This window comes from Tateyamaria sp. GN1-10 (assembly GCF_055693845.1).
On the sequence record NZ_JBVFUR010000003.1, the window covers coordinates 252,441 to 270,836 of the forward strand.

The 18,396-nt window shown below is 57.0% G+C and carries 21 protein-coding genes and 1 pseudogene; 12 read left to right on the forward strand and 10 right to left on the reverse strand.

The window, feature by feature from the left end; genetic code table 11:
• Positions 1-182 precede the first annotated feature (182 nt).
• The 4 genes from ACZ1HN_RS01810 to ACZ1HN_RS01825 form a co-directional block, all read right to left on the reverse strand.
• Complete coding sequence (locus tag ACZ1HN_RS01810) at positions 183-833, reverse strand: hypothetical protein (protein WP_472726238.1); 651 nt, start codon at positions 831-833, stop codon at positions 183-185.
• Positions 767-1,123 carry a hypothetical protein gene (locus ACZ1HN_RS01815; protein ID WP_472726239.1) on the reverse strand — a complete coding sequence of 119 codons (357 nt, stop codon included), beginning with the start codon at positions 1,121-1,123 and terminating at the stop codon, positions 767-769. The genes ACZ1HN_RS01810 and ACZ1HN_RS01815 overlap by 67 nt, the downstream gene beginning before the upstream one ends.
• A gap of 156 nt (positions 1,124-1,279) precedes the next feature.
• On the reverse strand, positions 1,280-1,633 hold the full coding sequence (locus ACZ1HN_RS01820) for a hypothetical protein (RefSeq protein WP_472726240.1): 354 nt from the start codon (positions 1,631-1,633) through the stop codon (positions 1,280-1,282).
• Between the two features lie 5 nt (positions 1,634-1,638).
• Entirely contained in the window at positions 1,639-1,872 is a 234-nt protein-coding gene (locus ACZ1HN_RS01825; protein WP_472726241.1) for a hypothetical protein, read from the reverse strand.
• Positions 1,873-2,140: 268 nt separating this feature from the next.
• Here ACZ1HN_RS01825 and ACZ1HN_RS01830 point away from each other — a divergent pair, with 268 nt between their 5' ends.
• The 8 genes from ACZ1HN_RS01830 (at position 2,141) to ACZ1HN_RS01865 (ending at position 9,197) form a co-directional block, all read left to right on the forward strand.
• Positions 2,141-3,172, forward strand: coding sequence for a LacI family DNA-binding transcriptional regulator (locus ACZ1HN_RS01830; RefSeq protein ID WP_472726242.1), 1,032 nt, complete (start codon positions 2,141-2,143; stop codon positions 3,170-3,172).
• Between the two features lie 99 nt (positions 3,173-3,271).
• Entirely contained in the window at positions 3,272-4,360 is a 1,089-nt protein-coding gene (locus ACZ1HN_RS01835) for an ABC transporter ATP-binding protein (protein WP_299605433.1), read from the forward strand.
• Between the two features lie 29 nt (positions 4,361-4,389).
• The gene (locus ACZ1HN_RS01840) at positions 4,390-5,718 is read left to right on the forward strand and encodes an extracellular solute-binding protein (protein ID WP_472726243.1); all 1,329 of its coding nucleotides are present in this window, start codon (positions 4,390-4,392) and stop codon (positions 5,716-5,718) included.
• Between the two features lie 80 nt (positions 5,719-5,798).
• Entirely contained in the window at positions 5,799-6,209 is a 411-nt protein-coding gene (locus tag ACZ1HN_RS01845; RefSeq protein ID WP_472726244.1) for a carbohydrate ABC transporter permease, read from the forward strand.
• Positions 6,124-6,711, forward strand: coding sequence for a carbohydrate ABC transporter permease (locus ACZ1HN_RS01850; protein WP_472726245.1), 588 nt, complete (start codon positions 6,124-6,126; stop codon positions 6,709-6,711). Before ACZ1HN_RS01845 ends, ACZ1HN_RS01850 begins: the two co-directional genes overlap by 86 nt.
• Positions 6,711-7,646: a carbohydrate ABC transporter permease gene (locus ACZ1HN_RS01855; protein ID WP_472726246.1), complete on the forward strand. Its 936-nt coding sequence runs from the start codon at positions 6,711-6,713 to the stop codon at positions 7,644-7,646. The genes ACZ1HN_RS01850 and ACZ1HN_RS01855 overlap by 1 nt, the downstream gene beginning before the upstream one ends.
• Entirely contained in the window at positions 7,646-8,389 is a 744-nt protein-coding gene (locus ACZ1HN_RS01860; protein ID WP_472726247.1) for a cytochrome b561 domain-containing protein, read from the forward strand. Before ACZ1HN_RS01855 ends, ACZ1HN_RS01860 begins: the two co-directional genes overlap by 1 nt.
• Positions 8,349-9,197 (forward strand): SMP-30/gluconolactonase/LRE family protein, encoded by an 849-nt coding sequence (locus ACZ1HN_RS01865; protein WP_472726248.1) that lies wholly within the window; start codon positions 8,349-8,351, stop codon positions 9,195-9,197. Before ACZ1HN_RS01860 ends, ACZ1HN_RS01865 begins: the two co-directional genes overlap by 41 nt.
• A gap of 62 nt (positions 9,198-9,259) precedes the next feature.
• Here ACZ1HN_RS01865 and gndA read toward each other — a convergent pair whose 3' ends face one another.
• Positions 9,260-10,681, reverse strand: a complete 1,422-nt coding sequence (gndA, locus tag ACZ1HN_RS01870; protein WP_472726249.1) for an NADP-dependent phosphogluconate dehydrogenase — start codon at positions 10,679-10,681, stop codon at positions 9,260-9,262.
• A gap of 66 nt (positions 10,682-10,747) precedes the next feature.
• Between gndA and ACZ1HN_RS01875 the strand changes: the two genes are divergently transcribed.
• Positions 10,748-11,167: a GlcG/HbpS family heme-binding protein gene (locus tag ACZ1HN_RS01875; protein ID WP_472726250.1), complete on the forward strand. Its 420-nt coding sequence runs from the start codon at positions 10,748-10,750 to the stop codon at positions 11,165-11,167.
• A 290-nt stretch (positions 11,168-11,457) separates the two neighbouring features.
• Here the strand turns inward: ACZ1HN_RS01875 and ACZ1HN_RS01880 are convergent, their stop codons facing one another.
• Genes ACZ1HN_RS01880 through ACZ1HN_RS01895 form a run of 4 tightly spaced genes read right to left on the reverse strand, consistent with a single transcriptional unit; the run spans position 11,458 to position 14,417 of the window.
• Positions 11,458-12,411 carry a sulfotransferase gene (locus tag ACZ1HN_RS01880; protein WP_472726251.1) on the reverse strand — a complete coding sequence of 318 codons (954 nt, stop codon included), beginning with the start codon at positions 12,409-12,411 and terminating at the stop codon, positions 11,458-11,460.
• 46 nt (positions 12,412-12,457) lie between these two features.
• Complete coding sequence (locus tag ACZ1HN_RS01885; protein WP_472726252.1) at positions 12,458-12,841, reverse strand: hypothetical protein; 384 nt, start codon at positions 12,839-12,841, stop codon at positions 12,458-12,460.
• Complete coding sequence (locus tag ACZ1HN_RS01890) at positions 12,838-13,065, reverse strand: hypothetical protein (protein WP_472726253.1); 228 nt, start codon at positions 13,063-13,065, stop codon at positions 12,838-12,840. Before ACZ1HN_RS01890 ends, ACZ1HN_RS01885 begins: the two co-directional genes overlap by 4 nt.
• Entirely contained in the window at positions 13,053-14,417 is a 1,365-nt protein-coding gene (locus ACZ1HN_RS01895) for an arylsulfotransferase family protein (RefSeq protein ID WP_472726254.1), read from the reverse strand. Before ACZ1HN_RS01895 ends, ACZ1HN_RS01890 begins: the two co-directional genes overlap by 13 nt.
• Before the next feature lie 542 nt (positions 14,418-14,959).
• Between ACZ1HN_RS01895 and ACZ1HN_RS01900 the strand changes: the two are divergent.
• The 3 genes and pseudogenes from ACZ1HN_RS01900 to ACZ1HN_RS01910 form a co-directional block, all read left to right on the forward strand.
• Positions 14,960-15,154 (forward strand): annotated as a pseudogene (locus tag ACZ1HN_RS01900) (integrase core domain-containing protein); the annotation flags it as partial.
• Positions 15,155-15,762: 608 nt separating this feature from the next.
• Positions 15,763-16,674 carry a DnaJ C-terminal domain-containing protein gene (locus ACZ1HN_RS01905; protein ID WP_472726255.1) on the forward strand — a complete coding sequence of 304 codons (912 nt, stop codon included), beginning with the start codon at positions 15,763-15,765 and terminating at the stop codon, positions 16,672-16,674.
• A gap of 3 nt (positions 16,675-16,677) precedes the next feature.
• Positions 16,678-16,959 (forward strand): chaperone modulator CbpM, encoded by a 282-nt coding sequence (locus tag ACZ1HN_RS01910; RefSeq protein WP_472726256.1) that lies wholly within the window; start codon positions 16,678-16,680, stop codon positions 16,957-16,959.
• Positions 16,960-17,410: 451 nt separating this feature from the next.
• Here ACZ1HN_RS01910 and ACZ1HN_RS01915 read toward each other — a convergent pair.
• On the reverse strand, positions 17,411-18,396 hold a 986-nt coding region (locus ACZ1HN_RS01915), incomplete at its 5' end, for a substrate-binding domain-containing protein (RefSeq protein WP_472726257.1).

Here is an 18,396-nt window from a genome sequence, read left to right on the forward strand (position 1 = left end):
CGCTCAAAAGCGTCCGGAACACTGTGTGAAACATGAGTCACCATGACTTCGCGTCCGAAGATGTCGGTCACATGCCCTGTCTTAGTCGGCGAAAAGGAGGATCAGCCACCAGCTCAATGGTCAATTGCGCAGGATCGATCGACTGATGTGGGCCAACCTGGATTTGGCTGGCCCACAAGAGTTTAAGGGTAAATCTCTCCCGCGAACCATGTGTCCGCCGGCACCCAGTCGTTGCCGCTGCCGCCCCAGCCCTGGTTCACCCAGAACCGGCGGTCATAGACCGTTTCGTTCCAGCAGAAGATGAAACACTTGCGCACGATCCGGGATTGCCATGCATAACCGTAGGCTACGGGATAGTGACTGAACCAGCCGGTCCCGATCACGGCTGGCGTATCGCGGTCCCGGATGGAGTTTCGTGCATATTCCCGCAGGCGCGTTTCGCTGACACCGAAGATGTTGTGGTGTTCCACAAGCGATGTGCCTGTCCGACCCGAGAAAGATCGGCTGGCTTGGCCCATGGTGGCGGGGTGCGTGGCCCCCTGACCAAAGGAGCAGAACGTATCGACATCGTCGGCGATCTCTTCGATCACGTTGTTCACACCCGCCGTTTGCGAAGTTGGAGACACAGCGTCTGCCCCAGTGCCACCATCCTGACGGTAAAGACCCCAGCGCGGTGCCCAGTAGCTGTTGCCTGTTCCCGCCTGTTGGTCGCCCCACAGAAACAGGATTGTCCACGCAAGGCTGCCACACCCGATCGCGCATCCGTTTACGGTGTACTGGTTGTAGGGTTGCTGTGATGCGGAGCCATCGGCCCAATAGTATGTATATGCCATGATGATTGCTCCTCGAACTCGGCCATGCCGCTGTCGGGCTTGGTGTTGGATGGGGTTGTGGGGGAAACGGCGAAGAAGCGCAGGTGTTCCTGCAGGCCGGAGCGGTAGGAAACGTGCAGGTCGAACGACACTTCCTCGCTCAGCTTTTCGTCGACCACATGCAGTACGACGCAACCGCCGGTGTCAGTGGTCGGCATGACTTCGACTTTGACGAGCCCGGCACCGTCGCCAGACACTTCGGCACTTGCATCCGCTTCGAGGAGGGCGAGCTTGTGGCTTGTGCCCGTCATGATGTCTTCGCCCATCTCCGCAACCAGTTCCTCGATCTCCCAGGCGGGGGCTGCCTGTTGTTTGAGGGCGGCGAGCAGGGGGCCGAATGCGTCACCATAGGTTTCGCGCAGTTCCTTCCACGAGCCAACCGAACCGATCTTGGTCTGTTGACGGCCTTAGCCGCGGTTGCGGACCTCGTGCGGTTCCTTGCTGGCCTCTTCGTCATTCTTGGAAGCAAAGCCGGGGCGCGCCATGGTCCCCGAGATCTTACCGCGCATCTTGTCCACGTCTGGCAGCAAACCCTCGATGGGCATCGGCAATTGGCCAGTTTGTGCGACCATTTCACCGTCTTCCGCTTCACCTGCATAGGACAGAGCATCAAGCTTGAACAAGCGCGCAACCTTTGCTCCTTTTTCCTTGGCGTCGACAGCAAGCTGATGGCTTGGCGGTTCACGGTCGAGCGACCAGTGCGACACTGGATGATCATGGGTGTCGCTTGAGGCAATGATGAAGCCGTGTTGGGCCGGCACGCGCTTTATCTCTTCACCTCGGCCCGAGATTGCGACATGGCGACCGCGTTCACGGCAAGTTCCACGACGAACTCGAAGTAAGCGACTTCTTTCAAATCGGGGCGAAAGATGGCGTTGACTTCTCCCGATAGGGCGACCTGGCCCTTGGTCGGGTCCATATCTGTGCCACGGATGTTTTCAAGTAGTTGGGATGCACGACGTCGCGCCCCCAACGGGACTTCGTCCAAGTTCATTTCCATATCAACGCTCCAGAAAAATGGATTTTGGTTCAAAAGCAGCGAGCAAAATAATCCACACGCTATGTGTGTATATCACGGACCAAGTTCACAAGTCAGGAATTCCACGCGTTATGTCGATTTAGTAGCAGACCGACGCAGCCCGATGGTTTCCAACTCAACGGTTGCACTATCTCATCCGGCGCTTGGTGGACAATCTGCGGATGGCGTTTCAGTGTTGCAATGAAATACTATCTTGACGCGGCATGTTACCGCGAACACCCTAAGACGCATGTCTCATAACCCCCCAAAATCAACCGGTCCCGTCACGATGCGTGACGTGGCACGCGCCGCAGGCGTGTCGCGCATGACCGTCAGTCGGGCGTTGAAAAAAGACAGCCCCGTGTCCCAGGACACCCGCGACCGTATCCTCAAAGTCGTTCGGGAAATGAATTATGTGCCTGATCAGATGGCAGGCAGCCTTACCACCAAGCGCTCTGGCTTTGTTGCCGTGCTTGTTCCATCTCTGAACAACCTGCATTTTGCAGAAACGGTGCAGGTCCTCACGGAAGAGCTGGAGGGGATTGGGCAACAGATCCTGCTTGGGCACACCGACTATTCTCCTGAGCGTGAGGAACAACTTGTCGAAGATATGCTCAGACGACGACCCGAAGCGATTGTTCTGTCCTATGATGGGCATTCGGATCGGACCATCGCGCTGTTAAGCGACGCGCACATCCCCGTAATCGAATTGTGGGAACGGCCCGACAATCCCATCGGCCACACCATCGGTTTTTCCAACCGACAGGCTGCGGCCGACATGACACGCGCGCTGATTGACCGCGGCTATCGCAACATCGCCTTTGTCGGCGAAGCGGACGACGACTGGACCCGTGGCGCGGCACGGCGCAAGGGATATCTCGACGCGATGGAGGAAGCTGGCTTGCCTACCGACCGCGCCCTCAAGATCGGCAAGCCGCCTCTGTCCATCGAAGAAGGGGCTGCCGCCGCCACCCGTTTGCTGGACGAGTTTCCCGACAGCGATTGCGTGTTCTGCGTGTCCGACGCCCCCGCCTTTGGGGTTCTGTCTGTGATGCTGAAACTGGGCAAGTCCGTCCCGGGCGACATCGGCATCGCAGGTTTCGGTGATTTCGAGGTCTCACGCTTCGCCACACCCACAATCACGACAGTGTCGGTAGACCCTAAAACCATTGGGCGTGAGACGGGGCGGCTGATAGGCCAGCTCTTGTCAGATGACAATACGATGAGTCGCACATTGGTCCCCGTGCCGGTCAATCTGACCTTCCGCGACAGCACGAAATAACGAAACCAAGGCTTTTCAGGCGTTTATGCAGGGCAATTTTCCTTGTGTTACCGGTCACAATTGTTAATGTGACCGGTAACACAGAACGAAAGTGTACCCATGCCCACCATCCGGCTCGACAATCTGGTAAAACGCTACGGCAACGTCGAGGTCCTGCACGGGATCGAACTTGAGATGGCCGAGAACGAGTTTACCGTACTCGTAGGCCCCTCTGGCTGCGGCAAATCCACGACCCTGCGCATGATCGCTGGGCTCGAAGACGTGTCAGATGGCGAGATCTACGTCGACGACAAGCCGGTCAGCCATCTAGAGCCAAAGGAACGCGATCTGGCAATGGTGTTCCAGGACTACGCGCTCTACCCACACATGAACGTGGCGCAGAACATCAGCTTTGCCCTGCGCCTTGCCCGCCGCCCGAAATCCGAGATCAACGCCAAGGTCAAGGACGTGGCCGAAATGGTTGGTCTGACCGATTTCCTGGGCCGCAAACCAGGTGCCCTGTCTGGTGGTCAACGCCAGCGGGTTGCGATGGCCCGCGCGCTGGCGAAAGACTCGGGCATATTCCTGTTCGACGAACCGCTGTCGAACCTAGATGCCAAGCTGCGAGGCCAGATGCGGGCAGAACTGGCGCTGATGAGCCAGCGTGTCCAAAAAAACATGATCTACGTCACCCACGACCAGATCGAGGCGATGACGCTGGCTGACCGCATCGTCGTTATGCACGGCGGCTACATCCAGCAGCAAGGAACACCCGAAGAGCTGTTCAAACGCCCGGTCAACAAGTTCGTGGCGGGCTTCATGGGCATGCCGCCGATGAACTTCCTCGACGGCACACTGGACGAGCGGGCAGGGGACATTTGGGTCACCGGTGACGGGTTCGATCTGAAGCTATCGGGTGACATCGCAACCAAGGCCAAAGCGCATTCCAGCCGCGACATCACGCTGGGCATCCGCCCATCGGACCTGAGCTACGCAGAGGACGCCGACCCGGCACAAGCTCTCACCCTTGACGTGCAAGTGTCGGAATATGTCGGCGCGCAATCCGTCCTGCTGTGCAAATGCGGATCAGCGCAGGTGATGGTCGAGGTGAACTCGGAAACGCCCGTCGCCCTTGGCCAGACCCTCACTTTCGCAGTCAACCAACGCGGCGTGCACCTGTTCGACCGCACAACTGAAATCGCACTTTGAAAACCAAAAAAGTTCTAAGGGAGGAACACATGTTCAAAGCACTAAAAACCACGGCGGTGGGTCTGACGACCGCCGCTATCATGGCGGGGGCGGCATTTGCCAATCCCTACGAGGAATACGCGGGCACGACCCTGATCGTAAACTTCCCCGCACACCCGCATTACAACGCCGCGATGAAGGTACTGCCCGAGTTCACCAAGGAGACGGGCATCGAGGTCGAGGTGGATCAGCTACCTTACCTCAAGATGCGCGAGCGTCAGACGCTGGAATTGGCGCAGGACGAAGGCGAATATGACCTCATTGCCTACGTCGTGTTTTCCAAGGCGGATTATGTCTTTGCCGACCAACTGGAAAACCTTGCCAAGTATTTCATGAACCCCAAGCTGGCTGACCCCAGCTATGACGCCGATGACCTGATCGACGGCTATGTCGAGAACATCGGCGTTGCAGGTGGCACCAAGGGATATCTGCCGGGCAAGACCGGCTCGCTCTTTGGTATCCCGTTCGGCTCGGAAACCTCTGTTCTGGCCTACCGCAAGGACATCTTTGAAAAGCACAGCATCGCCGAACCCGAAAACTATGACCAACTGCTTGATGCAGCTTGCAAAATTCCCGAGGTCGAGCCTGGCATGGGTGGTATGGCCTCGCGCGCGGCATCCGGCCACCAGGCCAGTCACGCATTCCTTCTGCACCTCGCCCCGCTAGGCGGTCGCGTCTTTGACGGCGCGTGGAACCCGATCATCAACAACGCCGCGGGTGTCGAAGCAGCCAACGCACTGAAAACCATCGTCGATTGCGGTCCAGAAGGTGCGATGAGCTTTGGCCCGTCCGAAGCAGCAAACGCATTTGCCAGCGGGCAGGCGGCAATGTTCATGGACTCCATCGCGTTCATGCCAGGGTTCGAAGATCCAGAGCGCAGCCAAGTTGTAGGCAAGGTCGGCTATGCCATGCACCCCGAAGGTGTGCGTCGCGGCAGCCAAACCGGTGGTTTCGGCATCGGCATTCCCAAGAATGCAGAGAATAAGGAAGCGGCGTTCCTTCTGATGCAGTGGCTGACCTCCAAGCAGGGTGACCTGATGGTCGCCATGGAAGGTGGCAACCCCTCGCGCTTCTCGACCTACCAGGATGCGGGCCTGAACGAAAAATACCCGTTCGCCGCGACCTTTGGTGAGGCCCTAAAATATGCCGATCCAGACTGGCGTCCAATCATCCCCGTCTGGGGCAAGATCAACGCGGACATCGGCACGACCATGTCCAAGGTTCTGACCGAAGACCTGGACATTCAGGAAGCGCTGGATGGCGTGGCCGAACGGACACGCGCCGTGATGGATGACGCTGGCTACTACACCTGGCAGTAAGCCTTTCCTCCTGCCGGGGCGTGTGGTGTCACACCCGCGCCCCGGACTTTTGATCCTGCAAGACCCGGAAAGATCGACCCATGCGCACCGCGATGGCCAACCGACTGACGCCCTACATGTTCATGGCACCGGCCGTGATCATCATGGCAATCGCGCTGATGTACCCGCTGGGCTACATGGTCTGGGGCTCTTTCCGCGACTGGAACCCAAGCCAGACCATCGGCGAGGCCGAATTCGTGGGCCTTAAGAACTACATCTTCCTCTGGAACGACCCGAATTTTCACGAAAGTCTGGGCGTCACTTTGCGCTTTGCTTTCTTCGTGGTGACGATCGAGATGGTCATCGGCGTAGGCCTTGCCCTGCTGCTGGACCGCGAGATCCGAGGGCATCTCGATCCTGCGCACCATGTTCATCCTGCCGATGATGATCGCCCCGGTCGTGGTGGGCCTGATGTGGCGCTACATGTACCACCCGACGGTCGGCACCTTTAATCGCTTCCTCGACAGCATCGGCCTGCCGCGCGTGGACTGGCTGGGGGATTATGCGCTGACGTCAGTCATTATTGCCGATATCTGGCAATGGACGCCTTTCATCTTCATTCTCTCGCTTGCTGCTCTGCAATCGCTGCCGCGGTCTGCGCTGGAGGCGGCCCGGATCGACGGTGCCACCGCCTGGCAGCAGATCATCCACATCAAACTGCCTTTGATGATGCCCGTTCTAATCGTCACCGCACTTCTACGCCTGATCGACGCCTTCAAAGTGCTGGAAGTGATCCTCGTGATGACCGAAGGCGGCCCGGGCTTGTCGACCGAAATCTTGGCCCTGCGGATCAGCCGCACCGCCACCGAATTCCGTGAACTCGGCGTCGCCGCCGCCATGTCCAACTACCTGCTGATCCTGCTGCTCTTGCTGACCGTCGGCATGTTCGCCTTCAACCGCTGGCAGGAAGCACGTGCCGCCCGCCTGAATGCGCTGGTCGAGGAGGAAAGCTGATGTCGACCCCCAATTCCCGCGCCAATCCGGCATTCTACGCTGTCATTGCCCTGCTGGTGTTCATGTCTGTCGGCCCCGTGATCCTGATGTTCATGAACTCGTTCAAACTGGACGTGGACATCATCTCGGGCACCTCTGGTCTGATCTTCCTGCCCACCATTCAGAACTATGAAAAGGCGCTGTGCGATGTGCTCTGGTACGAGCCCGACCATATCGATTTCTGCTCGCTCAAGTTCGGCAACGCCTTTGTCAACTCGCTGATCATCGCGCTGATCTCGACCGCACTGACGCTGGTCATCGGGTGCATGGCTGCCTACGCGCTGGTGCGCTTCCGGTTCATGGGGCGGGACACGGTGTCGCTGTCGACACTCATGGTGCGCATGGTGCCACCAGCCGTGCTGCTCGTCCCTGTATTCGGTCTGTGGAATAACGAGTTCTGTCTCGATCGCGATGGCCTCATCGGCGGCGCGATCCGGGACACGTTTGGTGGACGGGGCGATGTCTGCCTTGCAGGCACGCACTCCGGTATCATCCTGATTTATGTAGCGATGAACCTGCCCTTCGTGATCTGGATCCTGCAGAGTTTCATCGTGCAGGTTCCCCGGTCGCTAGAAGAGGCTGCGCGTGTCGATGGGGCAGGGCCGTTTCAGGTCTTCTTCAAGGTCGTACTGCCACTGATCAAACCCGGCCTCGCTGCCGCGGCCATCTTCACCTTCCGCATCGCTTGGAACGAATACCTGCTCGCCTCGGCCCTGTCGGACCGTGACACGCGCACCGTGCCAATCCTGATCGTGAACAACATGTCAGAATTCAACGTGGAATGGGGGGTTATCATGGCCACGGGCATGCTTCTGGCCATACCACCCATCATCTTCACGCTGCTGGCCAGCCGGCAGATCATCACCGGCATGACGGCAGGGGCGGTCAAAGGTTGATGGACTGGCTTCTCGCCCCCATCGATCCGGCGCGTGCGCATGAGGTGGGCTTCGCCATCTCGTGGCACGCCCGGTCGATGGTGCTGGCGTGGGGCATACTTGCGCCATTGGCAGTAATTATCGCCCGCTTCTTCAAGGTGATGCCGGGGCAGGATTGGCCGCGTGAACTGGACAACCAGGTCTGGTGGCGCAGCCATTGGATGGGACAGTCTCTGGTGGTCGGTCTGTCGATCTTTGGCCTTGCGCTGGTGCTGCCCTGTGATCTTGCCACGATGAGCCTGCACAATTGGCTCGGTTACCTGGTGCTGGTGGGCGCTTTGTTGCAAGTCGTGCTGGGGCTGTGCCGAGGTTCCAAAGGCGGACCCACAGACACACAGTTGCGCGGGCACCACTACGACATGACACCTTGGCGGCGCATGTTCGAAGCATTGCACAAGATAATTGGATATGCGGTCATCCTGCTGGCAATCCTCACAATCACGTTGGGCTTGTGGAAAGCCAACGGACCGGTCTGGATGTGGCTGGTTTTGGCGATATGGTGGACGACACTGCTGGCCGTATTCGTAATGATGCAAAAACGAGGGATGGCCGTGGACACATATCAGGCGATCTGGGGCACCGACCCCCACCATCCTGGCAATCAGGGGCCAGCCCCCGGCTGGGGGGTGCGCCGACTGGGCGAAACAGAAGAAGGAAGAGACGATGTTCGGCGTCATCGAGGGGACCGGGTTCGAAGTCATTGAACCCGAATTTGCGGAATGCTTCGTGGGCCACGCGCGGGTCGAACGGCTCTGGACTGGCGCCCGCTGGTCCGAGGGGCCTGTGTGGTTTGCCGCTGGGCGCTACCTGCTGTGGTCCGACATCCCAAACAACCGCATTTTGCGCTACGACAACACGGACGGGTCAGTCTCAACTTTTCGCCAGCCGTCCAACAACTCCAACGGAAACACCGTCGACCGACAAGGGCGGCTGGTGTCCTGCGAACACCTCGCCCGCCGGGTCACGCGCACCGAACATGACGGCTCAATCACCGTCATTGCGGACAACTACCAAGGTAAGCGGCTGAACTCGCCCAACGATGTGGTGGTGAAATCCGACGGCTCGGTGTGGTTTACTGACCCCAGCTACGGCATTCTCATGGACTACGAAGGCGACCGCGCCGACAGCGAAATCGGTGCCTGCCACGTCTACCGCGTCGACCAATCGGGCGAGATCAGCATCGCGGCCGACGACTATGTCAAACCCAACGGCCTCGCCTTTTCACCAGACGAGGCGTTGCTCTACATCGCCGACACCGGCATCACCCACGACGCAGACGGCCCCAAGCACATCCGCCGCCACAGCGTGAACGCCGATGGCACACTGTCCGGTGGCGAGGTGTTCGCCACCTGCACCGAAGGGCTGTTCGATGGCTTCCGCCTCGACACCCATGGCCGGATCTGGAGCTCAGCCGCCGATGGCGTGCACTGCATCAACAGCGACGGCATGCTGATCGGCAAAGTGCACATCCCCGAATTGGTCGGGAATGTGTGTTTCGGAGGGAGAAGCTGAACCGGCTCTTTATCGCCGGCACAACCTCGCTCTATTCGGTCTTCCTCAACGTGAACGGGGTCTCACCCGTTTAGGTGCTGATCCAGCCACGGGCCATGATGCGCACCGTCCTTGTCGGTACGCTCAAAGCTATGCGCTCCGAAATAGTCGCGCTGTGCTTGCAGCATGTTGGCGGTCGTCCGTGCGCTGGTCAGCGTGTCGAAGTAGTTCAGCGCCGCAGCCAGTGCAGGCACCGGCTGCCCCGCACCCATCGCCACGACGGCAACCTTACGCAGCCCGGCTATATTCGTTTTCAGAATGTCCGCAAAATACGGAGCAAGGGCGAGGTTCTGTTCTGGCGCATTTGTCAGCGCAGATGCCATGTCGTTCAACATGGCGGAACGAATGATGCACCCTTCGCGCCAGACCTCTGCAATCTCTGCCATGGGTAGGTCCCAACCATAATCCGCGCTGGCTTTGATCAACAATTCAAAGCCCTGTGCGTAGCAAAGCACCTTGCCTGCAATCAGCGCCTGTTCGAGATCCTCGAAACTCAACGCGCCATCCGACATCGCACCGCCAGTCGACCCAAACGCATCCGCGCCCGCCAAGCGTAAGTCCCGTGCGGCCGACATATTGCGAGCAAAGACCGCCGCCTCGATCACCGGCACTGGCGCACCCAACATCTGGCTTTCAATTGCGGTCCAGCGCCCGGTTCCCTTTTGCCCCGCACGATCCAGAATTATGTCAAGCACCGGATTGCCAGTCCCAGGGTCTGTCGCGGCAGACACCTTGCCCGAAATCTCGATCAGATAGCTTTGCAGCAAGCCCTCATTCCACCGATCAAACACGGCACCACAGGCAATTGCATCCATCCCCATACCGTCCCGCATAACGCCGTAAGCTTCGGCAATCAGCTGCATGTCGGCGTATTCGATCCCGTTGTGCACCGTTTTGACGAAATGCCCGGCACCACCTGTACCCATGTAGGTGGCACAGGGCTGGCCGTCGTATTTTGCCGAAATCGCTCGAAGGATATGAGCCACGCGATCCCACGCCGCCGATGTCCCACCACCCATTATCGACGGACCAAAACGCGCCCCTTCTGCCCCGCCTGACACTCCGATACCTAGAAACGGCACGCCGGAATCTTCAGCATCCTTCGCACGCCGCTCGGTATCGGGGAAGTTCGCATTGCCCGCATCGATGATCATGTCTTCGGCATCCAGCAGTGGACGCAGCTGTGCGATCTGCGCGTCCACCGCATCGCCCGCGGGAACCATCAGGATAATGTTGCGGGGGCTGGCCAGACCTTGCACAAAATCCTCAAGCTCTGCGTGGCCCGTAATATGCTGGGCGAGATCACCCGCCTTATCCAGAAACTCAGGGATGCGCGCGGCCGTGCGATTGTGAACCGCCACAGAAAACCCGTTGTCGGCAATGTTCAGCGCCAGCATGGCCCCCATGGTGCCCAACCCAATCACACCGATTTCTGCTGCAGACATGTGCTTTCCTCTTTTGTGTGGCACTGTTATGTTACCGATAACAAACACAATCGAAGGATGGAAGCCATGCATGTCGAAAACTCATTGGTGCTGACACACGGGGCTGTCCTGACGATGCTGCAAGCTGCCGTTTCACGGGCGGAAGAAATGGGGCAACCACAGTGTATCGTGATTGTAGATGCCAGCGGGGTCGCTCTGGGTCAGATCAGGATGTCGGGAGCAAAATTCCTCAGCCTCAAAAGCGCCGAGACCAAGGCACGCACCGCAGCATCGATCCGCGCAGCCAGCGATGCGATCCCGGAACAAGTCGGCCTGTACATTGCAGCGGCCACTGACAATGCCGTCACACGACTTGGCGGCGGGTTGCCGATCTATATTGATGGAGCATGTATTGGCGGTATTGGCGTTGGATCGGGCACACCTGAACAAGATAAAGACGTTGCGCGAGCAGCGCTTACCGCTGTTAGTGCAGAAGTGGGGCTTTGAACATCACATATTTATTAACATAAGTATGATTACAGGACTATTTTTCATACGCCCCGTTCTGGTGTCAATGTCCCTTAAAAAAGAGACTCGATTTATGAGACTCAAATAAGAGCAATTCAGACATAGCACGTTGGCTCCGTTTACCCAAAGCTGCCTGTAAAGAACGCTGCTCGAAGGTCTGCTGTGCGCCCCGTAGCTGCCGTTCAGCATAGTTTCCGAATACTGCATTGCAGCATGCCGAAGCGGTCATACGTTGTGGTTGCAAAGCCGATGCGCGAGTTGGCTATTGGTTAACCTAAGTGAGTAAGTGAGGTCATATCGCTGTAAATCGCTTCAAACTCCTTTGGCGCGGCTGCGGGCGTTGACGTCTCTTTCACAGCGAAATGTGACTGACTGCCAGCCGGAAGATCCAGCCAATCAGACAAAGAAGCCCATGCTTGTGGGGCGTGACACATTTGTTCGTAACAAACAAAATGCACGCGCGGGTGAGATTGGTACATCTTGACCAGATACCCGTAAACTGCGCCCCAAATCTCCAACCAATAGAGGAGCTCTGTTGGCGGCGCTTCGCTATGAGGTTGATCAGAAAACACAAACGGGCGATGCCCTGGTCCAAACTCATGATGTGCGAGCCACGTCATGTATGCCCGCGTGAAGCGGTCTCCATCCTCACAAAACCTTTGATGCTGCGCGAGAAGAGATTGTGCGTGGGGCACTGGGCGGCGAAAGGGCACCAAAATCCTGGCATCTGGAAAAATGTCCAATAACGCCGCAATGCGCAAAATGTTGTTGTTGTTTTTGGAAAGGTAACGCGTCGTCCCAGACCTCTTGAGTATCAGCTGTACGTATTTCCGAAAATTCTCGGAGACCTCTGATGGAACCTCATGTGGAACCAGACCTCTGGTTTTGTCGTTTAGGTAGCGATGGCCCAAAAAGATACGCCAAAATACTTCTTCGAACGCTTCAGGACTGTCGGCATCCACCAGAATACCATCGCCATGGGCACGCTCGCTAATTTCAATCTCTCGCGAAGATCGGCGGTGCAGGCGTGCCCACAGATTTGGTGCCATGACGAATGGCATATCGCGGTAGGTTAGAGTGCCAAAGGCTTCGCTGCCATAGATCGATCGCATCAGGACCGTGGTCCCAGCTCTTGCAAGGCCCGTGACAAAGACGTGCTGGCCGTCAGCATGAGGTTCCGATTTCTCGATCCTGCACTCGAGATCAAACTGCATTTCGCCCATAGCACTACTGCCTAGTGCAAGGCGATGGAGCATGCGTTCTAGGGCGCTATAGTCCGCCACGACGCACACGATTGCGCAGGAAAAGCCAGAAAAGTCCCAAGGCCATCGACGCCATCGTTCCCCAGATCGTCAAGAGACGGTCCATAACGTGGATATCAAAAAGACGCCCGATCATATCAGTGATCACAAAGGGCATCAAAATCGCCATGAGCATCACAAACAGCAGCATAGACGCGCCGAATATGCGCATAGCATACACAGGCAAGGCCTTTTCCTTCCAGTGGTCAGATATATGGCGTGCGCCGATGATCTGCACGGCCCGTTTGCCGCTCTGGATTGCGCGAGGCACGGTTTTGTCCAGCGGCACCCGCAGTGCAACCTCAACCGCCAGGATCGTTGCCAAGACCAAAAGAATGGTGGACAACATCATTTATCGGGTGTTCGAACGTGATTGACGTCCTGAGACGTACCTCTGTTTTTTAGCATCCGCTTAATCGGGTAGTACAACACCGCGAAAATCGCCAAGAAAATACTGCCAATCACGCCAAATACGACCGCGACCGCCCCTGCCCCCATCCCGGGTCCAATGTAAGCCATTGCTGGTGTAGCAGCTGTCAAGAAAACAGCGGCTGCCACGCCAATCAGATATTGCATTGTGCTTCCTTCAACTGCTCAAGCGCGGACTCTGCCGTCGCCGCCGAAATATAACGTGACCAGTTTAGGGTCCAAACACGACCATCGTCAGATCTGTTCAAATAGGTCCACTGTGGCTTCCCTGTTTCACTGAACTTGATCAGACGGCCTGCATTTGTGTCTTCCATCATGATCCCGTTACCGGGAAGCTGATCAGCAAGACCCTGATTGAGAGTGCGCACATTGGTCTCCCGCATCGGCTCCGCAAATACGGGATCGCCCTCTCGTTCGGGCAGATGATAGCGCACGATCTCGTTGGTGCTGATTGTCATGGAACCCTGCGGACCGGTTCGTTTCCTGTTGTCAAAAATCTGCACTACATCCGGCGCAATGATATCGACGTCATGTTGCTGCATCATGTAGTCCTGTGTCCACCAGACAAGCTTGTCCGTCGCTGGGCGATATAGCATCAACATGTTTAAATGGCTCAGGCTTAAATATATGTCTCCGCGCCGCGAAAGCTGGCCATCTTCAAAGACGGGCTGCACATCGTTTAGGTGGATCGGGTCGATCTGATATGCGTCATAGTCATTCACGAGGTTCAAAAGACCCGCGTTGATGATAATCTCCATGACAGAGCGATCGTAAAGCACCTCACCCTGAGGCGAAAGCTGAATAGCCCGATTGTCTACGAAGTCTGCGTTAAACCCAAGATCGGCGACTTCCGGGGTCATTTGTCCGGAGCCAACGCTCCAGAAGTTCCCGTCCGCATCCTGTTCCAAGGCGTGATGGAACATGAAGTCCGAATTGACCCATTCTATTTCCGAGCATGCGCCAACACGATACATGGCACCGAAATGCACCTTTACGAACAGACTGCCGTCGTCACCAAGCCAGGGGTGAACAGTGCGCATTGTATGGGACTGGGACGCAATCGGCGTACTGATGAATGGCGCTTCACTTTCAAAGGACATGTCTTCGGCATTGTCGAAAACCCAACGGTACAAGACGTCCGCCTCGCCTTCGCGTAAAAGTTCCACGACGCTACGGCCAATGTTTCCGTCATAGCGCGAAACCAAAAGATATTGAGGGTCGCCAATGCTCTCCTCAAGGATGGAAAAACCGGTCGGTTCGTCGGGAAAGCGATCCGGAACGACGTGGTTGTCGCGCTTGAGCTCGCCCCGTGCTAGCTGAACAACAGTGTGGGGGAAGCGGGCAATGTTCAAGGCTGCGGTAGTAGCTAGTGGCAGCCGCTGCCCACCTTCTACTCTGTACAGCACCAATGACGACAACATTACGGATCCAAACAGACCCAAAATTGCCAAAAACAAAACCAGCCAGGCTTTCACACTACCAAAAAGAATGCGCTCCATATGGCTAAAACCTCACTAGGCACATGTGGTTAACCCTCACCTGATCGTCTGAGCGTTTCGATTAAAGTACTGTCCATCTGTGGTCTAGGATTCCAGCGCAATACTGGATTTTAAAAGGTGGTTCTGTGTCAAAATGACGACGGGTTATGCGGTCACTTTCTACAACAGCTGCGCAACGGACAAAGGTCCCATCTGTTGAAGGCGGTTTGCTCGTGGGGTCGTGCACAAACCCCTAACGCAGCAACTTAGCCTTAGCAGCTTTCCCTCATTGATTGCGTTGCGCTTGAAGCGGAAAATCCAACAGATTCAATATCTTATCATCATGAAATCAGTGTGTTAGCTGTGTCCAATGCGAGTTGGATTTGGATGGCATTTTTGCTATCGGTTTCGAAGTTCGAACTTCCTGGAACGCAACAGCCGGACGACCGATCCGGAAGCTGTAATATATTTTTTTGAGGCCAGGACCAAGTTGGTTCATCCTCGGTTTGCAAAGTGTCTTTCAGGCGTTTGAGGCGCACATCCCTTCTTTTCTTTTGTAGCGGGGCAAACCTGCTAGAGATTTCTGTTTCAATGGCCGCATGTGCGACGAATGCCTCAATGAACATCTGTTCGATAACCTACGCCACGCCCTCTATTTGGTGGCGGTATGGCGCACCGACTTCAACCACCACCGCCCGCATTCCAGCCTCGCTGATATGACACCCACGGAATATGCTAACCCGTCAATGAAGGACCAAAAACCCGAACAGAGCCTAGCGGATTCAAAGGGGAGCAGGTCAGATACCACATGCCCGGACCGGTGCACCGATCATAGATGGAGTATTTGAACAGCACATCCGGACCGTTCCAGCGGCGTTTGTCGGCGCGACGGCGCCGCGCCTTTCGACAGAGATTCAGGGAAACTCGTATCCGAGGCGATCAGGATAGCCTTGGTCCTGCAGGACATTGGATACTTTGGGCGGTGCAGTCTTGATGCTGTCTTGTACCAACATCCCAACGCGCGGCCATGCATTCACTGGATTGAGTGCAACGGGCGATGGGGCGGTGTGTCCATACCCATAACACTTGCGCGCAGGCTGTGGAGGACAGCGATACCAGGTGGGTTGGTTGTCTGGCAGGAACGTCGATACGAGCTGCCAACCATGATAACCACGGACTACATCGCTTCACTCAATGGGCTGCTTTTTGATGCCCGTAACGCACGCGCAGGCATTGTCATCTTGGCACCGCGGGAGAGCATAGTCCCGGTGTTCGGTGCTCGTTTCCGCAGGCCTGACAGAAATCAACGAGTATCCCTGTCTGGATGCGAAACTGGGTACCGAATCGCGACAGGTAATAACGGCACATGGAATTCAAAGACTATTATAACATCCTGGGCGTGGCCCGCGATGCAGACGAAAGCCAGATCAAGAAAGCTTTTCGCAAAGCTGCACGCAAATTTCATCCCGACGTCAGTTCGGGTCCTGACGCCGAGGCCAAGTTCAAGGACGTCAGCGAAGCTTATGAGGTGCTCAAGGATCCGGAACGCCGCGCAGCCTATGACCAGCTGGGCGCCGGCTTTTCCGCCGGACAGCAGTATCATGAACCGCCGCCGGGCTGGGACGAAGGATTTTCCTTTTCACAAAGTGACATGCAAGACCACCACGCCTTCAGCGACTTTTTTGAGACGCTGTTTCGGCGTGGCGGTGCCGGGATGGGTACGCGGACAGGGGCCGACAGCCACACCCGGATCGAGATCCCCGTCGAAGACGCCTATCATGGTGCCAGCCACCAATTGCATCTGCGCGTGCCGATTGTTGGCCCCGATGGACAGATGCGGTTTCAAGACCGGACCATTGCCGTGCATGTCCCCAAGGGCATTTTGGAAGGACAGCATATTCGGTTGGCTGGTCAAGGCAGGCCCGGTGCCGCCGGGGACCTTTTTGTGGAGGTGACGTTTGCCGCGCACCCGGTTTATCGTCCTGACGGCCGTGACCTCTACCTTGATCTTCCCATAGCACCCTGGGAAGCTGCCTTGGGGCAGCATGTGGTGTTGCCCACACCCGACGGTAAAGTCGATCTGCGCCTGCCAAAAAACGCGCGTACGGGGCAGCGGATGCGGCTTAGAGGCAAGGGTTTGCCGGGGCAACCGCCGGGCGACATCTACGCGACGCTCAAAATCATCAACCCGAAGGTGGAGACCGACGAAGCGCGGCAGTTCTTTGAACGCATGGCAAAGGAAATGCCCTTCGATCCCCGCAGATCACTTGGAGGTTAGGATATGAAGAAGACAACTGTGCTGCGTACAACTGTGCAAACACTGTCATTGCACGAGCTCTGTCGGTTCTGCTCGGCGGAAGAAGGATGGATCATCGAACTAGTGGAACACGGAGCGCTAAGCCCCGTCGGGCAAAGTAAGAGCAATTGGAAGTTTGTCGGCATGAATATCGTGCGAGCGAAAAAAGCGTGCCGATTGAAAAATGATTTGGGTGTTAATGCGGCAGGGGCAGCCTTGGCGCTGGAGCTGATGGAACAGCGCGACGCGTTACTGCGTGAGTTATGAGCACTTTGTCTTTGAAGTTCACAACTGACCGAGAATGTTCAGAACATGCTTCGGTTCAACGGGTTGTGACAAGGCGACGTCGCCGGCTTTGAAACCAAAGGGAAGTTCCTTCTGATTGTCTATTTGCGTGATCCGGAAAGGAATATCTTGGAGCCAGAAGAACCTTCCAAAAGGTAGACGCAGACACTGTGCTTACCTCTAGAAATAGCAGCTCCATCCGCATCCTCCGGGTTGTGAAGTCACGCTGTGAAAGGGCTGTCCCGACAACGGCTCCGAGACCCGCCAGCACTGACTGCTTCGACGTGAACGTCGGCTTTAGGATTGGCGTCGCAAAAGAGTACCGAAATCGGAGTCTCAACAATTCAAAACGCTAAGTATCTGATTTTGCTTGCCATGCAGTCTCGGTAATAAGGTGATCCGACAGGCTTCTGACGAAATGGCATAGTTCGATTCAGCTTGTCTCTCCTGTCACCAAAGCGGAACCGACATCAATTCTGACCGGTGCGTCGATCTCATCATTGAAAATTCCATGCAACAAAGACACGACCTGTCGCCCAATGTCCTCGGCCTGCACGTCCACGGTCGTAATCCGCGGGTTTGATACTTTGGCGACCTCAAAATGGCCAAACCCCGTGATTGCCAGATCATCTGGCACGCTCAGGCCCAGACGTTGCACAGCACTCAGGCAACCAAATGCAACAGGGTCCGACACACAGACCAACGCGTCGTATTGCGCCACATCGCGACCCATCGCTTCGATTGCCGCAGCGCCGTGACGCATAGAGACCGGTGCGGGACCGGCATCGATCATCGCAACCGCGGGCAGTCCGCGGGCGCACGCAGCCTCGATCGCACCAGCCCGACGCACGGCCCCGCGCATATCCGCGCCCTCTGACGCGCCAACAAAGGCCAACTTGCGCCGCCCCGTTTGCGCCAGATGCTCCACGATGTGATCCATGGCATCGCTGTTCGAAAATCCGACGACATGGCCCAATGGATCGGTCGGTAAATCCCACATTTCAATCACCGGCAGGCCCCGGCCCTGCACCAGTTTGCGGGTTTCATCGGTGTGATGACCGCCCGTCAGCACCAGCGCCTCGGGGTTGCGGGTGAGCAATTGGCGCACCAACTCTTCCTCGCGTTCAACCCGATAATTCGTGCTGCCCAGAAGCAGTTGCAATCCCGACTCACCCAACCCGTTTGTAAGCGCCCGGAACGTCTCGGCAAAATTAGCATTGTTCACGGACGGCAGCGTAACGGCAACAAACCCGCTTTTCTGGGTGCGAAACGCCTGCGCCGTGCTGTCATAGACATACCCCAATTGGGCTGCAACTTCCCGCACCCGAGCCCGTGTTTTGGCGTTCACAGTGCGGTCCTCGCGCAGGGCGCGGCTGACGGTCATGGGCGACATTCCCACCGCCTGCGCCACGTCCCGCA